Genomic DNA, 8,215 nt, shown 5'->3' on the forward strand with positions numbered 1-8,215 from the left:
CCATTCAGTGCGGTGGGTGCACTGAATGAGTCATTCATCGCACCTGGACGACCTCGCCGGGATCGGGCGCGACTCCCGGCGCGGCGGCTACTCGCGGCACGTGTTCGACGCCGCGGAGCTGGAGCTGCGCGAGTGGTTCACGGCCGAGGCGTCGCGTCGAGGGCTTTCGGTCGAGGTGGACCGCAACGGGAACCTCTGGGCGTGGTGGGGCTCGCCGGGGCCGGGTGCAGTGATCACCGGGAGCCACCTGGACTCCGTGCCGGGCGGCGGTGCGTTCGACGGACCGCTCGGCGTGGTCTCCGCGTTCGAGGCGGTGGACTCGTTGCGGGCCAACGGGTTCACACCCTCCCGGCCGTTCGCCGTGGTGGCGTTCGCCGAGGAGGAGGGTGGGCGGTTCGGCGTCCCGTGCCTTGGCTCCCGGCTGCTCACCGGCGCGATCTCCGCCGAGCGGGCGCTGAACCTGCGGGACGGGGACGGGATCACGTTCGCCGACGCCGCGCGCCGGGCGGGCCTCGACCCGGAGCGGTTCGGGCGCGATGACGTTGCGCTGGAACGGATCGGCACGTTCGTGGAGCTGCATGTGGAGCAGGGCCGGGGGTTGACCGTCCCGGTCGGGGTGGCGAGCTCGATCCTGGCGCACGGCCGGTGGCGGTTCACGTTCACCGGTGAGGGAAACCACGCCGGGGCGACACCGATCGCCGACCGGCGCGACCCGATGGTGCCGGCCTCGCAGCTGGTGCTGGCCGCCCGGCGGGCCGCGACCGGCGGCGCCCGGGCCACGGTCGGCCGGCTGGTGCCCAACCCCGGCGGCACCAACGTCATCCCGTCCACTGTGGACGCCTGGCTGGACGCGCGGGCACCCGGCAGCGCGGAGACCCGGTCCATGGTCGAGGAGATCACCGCGGCGGCGGGCTCGGCCGCGGCCGACGAGGGCTGCGAAGTTCGCGTCGTCGAGGAGTCCTACGGCGACACCGTCCATTTCGATCCGGCGCTGCGCGACGAGTTGGCAGAGATACTCGGCGGGGTGCCGGCACTGCCCACCGGCGCCGGGCACGATGCCGGAATCCTGGCCGTGCACGTGCCGACCGCGATGCTGTTCGTGCGCAACCCGACCGGGGTCAGCCACGCGCCCGCCGAGCACGCCGAACCGGAGGACTGCGCGGCGGGTGTGGTGGCGCTGGCCGCGGTGCTGGAACATCTCGCTCGATGAACTACTGGTGCGAACGGCTCTGGCAGCCCAGCGGTATCCGGGATCGTGTCCTGGTCACCGTCGGGGAGGGCGGCACGATCGACACACTGTCCATTATGGACAGAGTGCCGTCAGATGCGTACCGGTTGAGCGGGTTGGTGTTCCCCGGGTTCGCCAATGTGCACTCGCACGCGTTCCACCGCGCGCTGCGGGGGCGCACGCACGGCGGCGGTGGCACGTTCTGGACCTGGCGGGAGCGGATGTACGCGCTGGCCGGGCGGCTCGACCCGGACGGCTACCTGGCGCTGGCCCGCGCGGTGTATGCGGAGATGGCCGTGGCCGGCGTCTCCTGCGTCGGCGAGTTCCACTATGTGCACCACGCCGCGGGTGGGGTCCGCTACGAAGACCCCAACGTGATGGCCCAAGCGCTCCGGCAGGCCGCCGCCGACGCCGGAATCCGGATGACCCTGCTGGACACCTGCTACCTGGCGGGCGGGATCGACACCCCGGTTTCGCCCGAACAGCAACGGTTCTCCGACGGCACCGTGGACGCCTGGTCCGAGCGGGTGGCCGCGCTGCGCCCGGACGCGACGATGCGGGTCGGCGCCGCGATCCACTCCGTCCGGGCGGTGCCGCGCGCCGACCTGCCCGCGGTGGCGGCGTCCGACGTGCACTGGCCGCTGCACGTCCACCTCTCCGAGCAGCCCGCCGAGAACGAGGCCTGCCTCGCGGCGTACGGGCGAACGCCGACCGAGCTGCTGGCCGAGGCGGGCGCGCTTTCCCCGCGTACCACCGCGGTGCACGCCACCCATCTGTCCACATCGGACATCGAGCTGCTCGGTGGGACCGGGACCGGGGCGTGCCTGTGCCCGACCACGGAGGCCGACCTCGCCGACGGGATCGGCCCGGCCCGGGAACTGGCCGACGCGGGTTGCCCGATCTCACTGGGCAGCGACCAGCACGCCGTCGTGGATCCGCTGGCCGAGGCGCGCGCCCTGGAGCACGGCGAGCGGCTGCGCACCGGGCGGCGCGGCCGGTTCACCCCGGCCGAGCTCGGGGTCGCGCTCACCTCGGCCGGGCACGCGAGCCTCGGCTGGCCCGGCACGCACGCGGACCTGGTCGCGGTGCGGACCGACTCGGTGCGGACCGCGGGCTGCGAGCCGGACCAGGTGCTGCTGGCCGCGACCGCGTCCGATGTGCACACGGTGGTCGTCGGCGGCAGGATCGTGGCCAGGGACGGCCACCACGAGCGGCTCGGCGACGTCGGGCGGCTGCTCACCGCGGAGATCGGGAGGCTGTGGTGAAGTCGCTGCTGCTGACCGGGATCGGCGAGCTGACCACGAACGACGACGAGCTGGGCGAGATCGCCGGCGCCGCGCTGGTCATCGAGGGCGACCGGGTGGCGTGGGCCGGCCCGGCCGACCGGGTGCCCGCCGCGGACAGCCGGGTGGACCTGGGCGGCCGGGCGGTGCTGCCGGGCTGGGTGGACAGCCACACGCACCTCGTCTTCGCCGGCGACCGGACCGCCGAGTTCACCGCGCGCATGGCCGGATTCCCTTACACCGCAGGAGGAATCGCGGTCACCGTAGCCGCCACGCGGGCCGCCTCGGACGCCGCGCTGGCCGCCGGGCTGCGCCGGCACGTGGCCGAGGCGATCTCGCAGGGCACCACCTGCCTGGAGACCAAGACCGGCTACGGCCTGACCGTGGCCGACGAGCTGCGGTCGGCCACCCTCGCCGCGACCTACGTCGACGAGGTGACGTTCCTCGGCGCGCACGTCGTGCCGCCCGGCTGGGATGCCGGCGACTACGTGGAGTTCGTGTGCGGCGACATGCTCGCCGCGGTCGCCCCGCACGTGCGCTGGGCGGACGTGTTCTGTGAGGCCGGTGCGTTCGACGAGGACCAGTCGCGCGCGGTGCTCAAGGCCGCCCGGGACCGCGGCCTGGGCCTGCGCGTGCACGGCAACCAGCTCGGCCCCGGCCCGGGCGTGCGGCTCGCAGTCGAGCTCGACGCCGCCAGCGTGGACCACTGCACCCACCTCACACCGTCCGATGTGGACGCCCTGGCCTCTTCGGACACCGTGGCCACGCTGCTCCCCGCCTGTGACCTGTCCACCCGCTCGCCCCTGCCCGACGCCCGCGCGCTGCTCGACGCCGGGGCCACCGTCGCGCTCGCTTCCAACTGCAACCCCGGCTCGTCCTACACCTCGTCCATGGCGTTCTGCGTCGCCACCGCGGTCCTCCAGATGCGCATGACCGTCGCCGAGGCCGTCCGCGCCGCTACCTGGGGCGGCGCCCGCGCCCTGCGCCGCGAGTCCGGCGCCGGCGCCGTCGGCGTGCTGCGCCCCGGCGCCCGCGCCGACCTGCACGTCCTCGACGCCCCCTCGGCCACCCACCTCGCCTACCGCCCCGGCGTCCCGCTCACCCACGCCGTGTGGCAGCGCGGCGTCCGCGTTCGCTGAGGGCGTCACCTACCTGGAGTTGCTCCGGGGGTAGGTTCGGTTTCATGGAGTACACCAACCTCGGCCGCAGCGGTCTGTCCGTTTCCCGCCTGGTACTGGGCACCATGAACTTCGGGCCGGAGACGTCCGAAGAGGACAGTCGGACGATCATGGACCGCGCGCACGAGCACGGCATCAACTTCTTCGACACCGCCAACGTCTACGGCCGGACCAAGGGTGAAGGCATCACCGAGCAGATCATCGGCCGGTGGTTCGCCTCCGGCGATGGCCGCCGCGAGCGGACCGTGCTCGCCACCAAGCTCTACGGCAGCATGGGCGACTGGCCCAACGAGAACCGGTTGTCCGCACTCAACATCCGGCGCGCCGCCGAAGGGTCGCTGCGCCGCCTGCAGACCGACTACCTCGACCTCTACCAGATGCACCACATCGAGCGGTCGACCCCGTTCGACGAGATCTGGGAGGCCTTCTCGGTGCTCCGCCAGCAGGGCAAGGTCCTCTACTTCGGCTCCTCCAACTTCGCCGGCTGGCACCTCGCCCAGGCCCAGGAATCCGCCCTGCGCCGCCATATGCTCGGCCTGGTCAGCGAGCAATCCCTGTACAACCTGTTCTCCCGCTGGGTCGAGCTCGAGGTCCTCCCCGCCGCCCGCCACTACGGCCTCGGCGTCATCCCCTGGTCTCCCCTGCATGGCGGACTCCTCGGCGGCATTCTCCGCAAACAACGGGAGAACGACGCCGCGCGCAGCGCCGGCGGCCCCGCCGCGGCCGCCCTCGCCGAGCGGCGCGACACCATCGAGGCCTACGAGAAGCTCGCCGCCGACCTCGGCGAGGACCCGGCCAACCTCGCCCTGGCCTGGCTTCTGCACCAGGACGGCGTCACCGGCCCCATCATCGGCCCCCGCACCCTCGCCCAACTGGACAACTCCCTGCGTTCCGTGGAGATCAAATTCGACGAAAAGACCCTCGCCACCCTCGACGAACTGTTCCCCGCACCCGGTCCGAACGGTGCCCAGCCCGCCCCGGAGGCCTACGCCTGGTAAACGCTGATTAACGCCCGTTCTGTCTTGTCTAATGAAACAGAACGGCTCCCGGCGGTCGCCTACCATGCCAGCGGGTGTGGTGACGGGACGGGGACCGCCGGAGGCGCCGATGACCGAGGTGTTTATCAGCTACCGGGTCAGGGACGAGCGGTTCGGCGCGGCCGCGGTGTACGAGATCCTGGTCCAGCGTTTCGGCGCCAACCGGGTATTTCGGGACTGCGTGTCGCTGCGGCCCGGTGAGCACTATCCCTCGGTCATCCGGAACGCCCTGGAACGGTCCACGGTGCTGCTGGCCATTATCGGCCCGGAGTGGCTCGCCCTCCTCGACGGCGAGGGACGCGTGATCGACCGGAACGGCGACTGGGTTCGCCGCGAGATTGCCACCGCGTTTTCCCGTGGTATTCCGATTATTCCCGTCCTACTGGAGAACACCGCCCAGCCGAGCGCGGTCGACCTGCCGGTGGAGATCAACCAGCTCGCGTTCCTGCAGGCCGCCCGGGTGGCCCACGAGACGTTCGGCGAGGACGTGCAACGGCTGGCCACGCGGCTGGCCGGGCTGGTTCCGGGCCTGGCCGCGGCGGCGCCGCTCGGTGCGCCGTCGCGGTTCCTGGGCAGTTCCCGGCTCGACGGCTATGACACGCCGACCGCGACCCCGCGGGTGCCGGCCTCGCTGCCGCCGGACGTCGTCGACTTCACCGGCCGCCGCGAACCGTTGGCATGGCTGCGATCCCTGCTCGACGTGGATGGCGGGGATCGCCGCGGGCCGGTGGTGATCACCGGCCCGCCGGGCGTCGGCAAGACCGCGCTCGCGGTGCACTGGTCACACCAGGTCCGCAGGCGCTTCCCGGACGGGCAGCTGTACCTGAACCTGCGCGGCTTCGACTCGGCCGGGCACGTGATGCCGCCGGACGAGGCGATCCGCGCGCTGCTGGACAACCTCAACGTTCCGCCGGACCAGATCCCGCCCGGCCTGGAGGCGCAGGCCGCGCTGTACCGCGGTTTGCTGGACGGCCGGCGGGTGCTGGTGCTGCTGGACAACGCCAGCGACGCCGAGCAGGTCCGGCCGCTGCTGCCCGGCACCCCGACCGCGCTGGTGCTGGTGACCAGCCGCAACCAGCTCACCAGCCTGGTCGCGGTCGACGGGGCCCAGCCGCTGGCCCTCGACCTGCTCAGCCCGGACGAGGCCCGGGAACTGCTGGCCCGCCGGCTCGGCGCGGACCGGGTCACCGCCGAACCCGCCGCGGTCGAGGAGATCATCACCCGGTGCGCGCGCCTGCCGCTGGCCCTCGCCATCGTCGCCGCCCGGGGCGCCCAGTCCGGGTTCGCGCTCTCCGCGCTCGCCGCCGAGCTCACCGAGGCCGGCGGCCCACTCGACGCGCTGGACGCCGGCGACCCGGTCAGCGAGGTGCGAGCCGTGTTCTCCTGGTCCTACACCGCGCTGACTCCGGCCGCGGCGCGGCTGTTCCGGCTGCTCGGGCTGCACCCCGGCCCGGACGTCTCACCGGCCGCGGCCGCCAGCCTCGCCGGCCTGCCGCGGCTCCACACCCGCCGGCTGCTGATCGAGCTCGCCCGCGCCAGCCTGGTCGCCGAGCACACCCCGCACCGGTACACCTTCCACGACCTGCTCCGCGCGTACGTCACCGACCTCACCCACACCCACGACCCGGACCGCCACCGGCACACCGCCCTCGGCCGGCTACTCGACCACTACCTGCACACCGCGCACTCCGCCGCCTGCCTGCTGCATCCCGCCCGGGACCCGATCGCCCTCGCCCTCGCCGCACCCGCGACCGGGGTCCTGCCCGAGCAACCGGCCGACCACCGCTCGGCGACGGCCTGGCTCAAGGCCGAGCACCCCGTCCTGCTCACCCTGGTGCTGCCGGCCCGCGCCGCCGGGTTCGACGCCCACGCCTGGCAACTGGCCTGGACCGTGGACACCTACCTGGACCGCCGCGGCCGCTGGCACCACCTCGGCAACCTCTGGTCAGCAGCTTTGGCCGCCGCCGACCGGCTCGAGGACCCGGTCGCGCAGGCCTACGCGCACCGCCGCCTCGGCTGGGCGCACCTGCAACTGGGCAGCTACCAGAACGCCGAGAACAGCCTGCAACGCTCACTCGAGCTGTGTGCCGTCGCCGGCGACCACGCCGGCCAGGCCCACACCCACGACCACTTCGCCTACCTGTGGGAGCGCCAGGGCCGTCCCGACCAGGCCCTCGAGCACGCGGAGCTGACCCTCAGCCTGTTCCGCGCCGCCGACCACCCCCGCGGCGAGGCCGTGGCGTTGAATGCGGTCGGCTGGTACCACGCCCTCCTCGGCGAGCACCGCCAGGCGCTCACCCGCTGCCAGGAAGCCCTTGCCCTGCTTCAGAAACTAGGCGACCGCGAAGGCGAAGCGGCCACTTGGGACAGTCTCGGCTACGTCCACCACGAGCTCGGCGACTTCACCCAGGCCGCCTATTCCTACGAGCACGCCTACAACCTCTACCGCGAGATCGGCAACCGCTACGAGGAGGCCGACACCCTCACCCACCTCGGCGACACCCACCAGGCCGCCGGCGATCTCTCAGCCGCCCGCGATGCCTGGCAGCAGGCGCTCACCATTCTCGCCGACCTCAAACACCCCGACACCGCCGTTCTCCGCGCCAAGCTCGGCGGCGTGCTGGAGCCGCACCACTAAACGGATTCGCTGAGGTCGGCCTCGGCCCGCTCGATCGCCTCGTGCAGTGCGGCGTGGAACTCGGCGATCTCCCCTGGGCTCAACGAGATCACGTCGTCGCGCGGCCCGACGACCTCGACGGTTCCGTTGGTGACACAGACGGAGCACGTCGAGACGCGGCCATCGGTGTCGGAACAGCGCAGCAGCCACTCCCGCCGCGGTGTGGTGCTCTTGATCCGTGTGGTCTCCGGCTCGTCCATGCCACCCTCCGATATCAACAGTCCGTCGACTATACTTCGGCACGAACCGTATCAGCCTTAATTAAGTTCCGCAGTGCACCGATCGAGTGAATCGAGAACGCCATGGCACTCACCTCCTCCGTCGTCGCGGCCTGGGACCTCGGCCGCCGCCTCAAGGAGAAGCGTGAGCTGCTCGGCCTCCTCGGCAAAGACGTGCAGACCAGGACCAAGATCGCCACCAGCTACCTCTCCGCCGTCGAGAAGGGCAAACAGCAACTCTCCGAAGAGAAACTGACCGACCTGGCCACCCTCCTGGAGTTCGACCAACCCACCATCATCGAACTCCTCCACCTCCGCTCCCAAGCCCTCAACCGTGGCTGGTGGATCAAGTTCTCCGCCCTCTTCAACGACGAGCTACTTCGCATGTTCGGCTTCGAACACGGCGCCGAAAGCATCCGCACGTACTGCTCCGGGCTCGTCTACGGCATGCTCCAAACCGAGCGCTACGCCCGAGCCGTGATCGAGACCGGTGCACCAAACGTCCGACTCGCCGAAGTCGACCGCCGAGTCGAAGCCCGAATGATGCGCAAGGCTCCGCTGGACGGTCCCAACCCGCCACACCTGCACGTGGTG

General features: G+C 71.9%; 7 protein-coding genes. 6 read left to right on the forward strand and 1 reads right to left on the reverse strand.

The window, feature by feature from the left end:
- Positions 1 to 25 precede the first annotated feature (25 nt).
- The 5 genes from VGR06_RS05475 to VGR06_RS05495 all read left to right on the forward strand — a co-directional run bounded on the left by VGR06_RS05475 (position 26) and on the right by VGR06_RS05495 (position 7,364).
- Entirely contained in the window at positions 26 to 1,210 is a 1,185-nt protein-coding gene (locus tag VGR06_RS05475; protein ID WP_327557852.1) for an allantoate amidohydrolase, read from the forward strand.
- Positions 1,207 to 2,493, forward strand: a complete 1,287-nt coding sequence (locus VGR06_RS05480) for a formimidoylglutamate deiminase (RefSeq protein WP_327557853.1) — start codon at positions 1,207 to 1,209, stop codon at positions 2,491 to 2,493. Before VGR06_RS05475 ends, VGR06_RS05480 begins: the two co-directional genes overlap by 4 nt.
- Positions 2,490 to 3,650, forward strand: a complete 1,161-nt coding sequence (gene hutI / locus VGR06_RS05485) for an imidazolonepropionase (protein WP_327557854.1) — start codon at positions 2,490 to 2,492, stop codon at positions 3,648 to 3,650. The genes VGR06_RS05480 and hutI overlap by 4 nt, the downstream gene beginning before the upstream one ends.
- Positions 3,651 to 3,694: 44 nt before the next feature.
- A complete protein-coding gene (locus VGR06_RS05490) occupies positions 3,695 to 4,687 on the forward strand; it encodes an aldo/keto reductase (protein WP_327557855.1) in 993 nt (330 codons plus the stop codon).
- Between the two features lie 109 nt (positions 4,688 to 4,796).
- Positions 4,797 to 7,364 (forward strand): ATP-binding protein, encoded by a 2,568-nt coding sequence (locus tag VGR06_RS05495; protein ID WP_327557856.1) that lies wholly within the window; start codon positions 4,797 to 4,799, stop codon positions 7,362 to 7,364.
- Here the strand turns inward: VGR06_RS05495 and VGR06_RS05500 are convergent.
- Positions 7,361 to 7,603 carry a hypothetical protein gene (locus VGR06_RS05500; RefSeq protein WP_327557857.1) on the reverse strand — a complete coding sequence of 81 codons (243 nt, stop codon included), beginning with the start codon at positions 7,601 to 7,603 and terminating at the stop codon, positions 7,361 to 7,363. The two genes, VGR06_RS05495 and VGR06_RS05500, sit on opposite strands and share 4 nt — an antisense overlap.
- Positions 7,604 to 7,705: 102 nt before the next feature.
- On the opposite strand from VGR06_RS05500, the gene VGR06_RS05505 reads away from it, so the two are divergent.
- The coding region (locus VGR06_RS05505) for a Scr1 family TA system antitoxin-like transcriptional regulator (RefSeq protein ID WP_327557858.1) at positions 7,706 to 8,215 on the forward strand (510 nt) is incomplete at its 3' end.

Source organism: Actinophytocola sp. (assembly GCF_036002505.1).
GTDB lineage: Bacteria > Actinomycetota > Actinomycetes > Mycobacteriales > Pseudonocardiaceae > DASYTH01.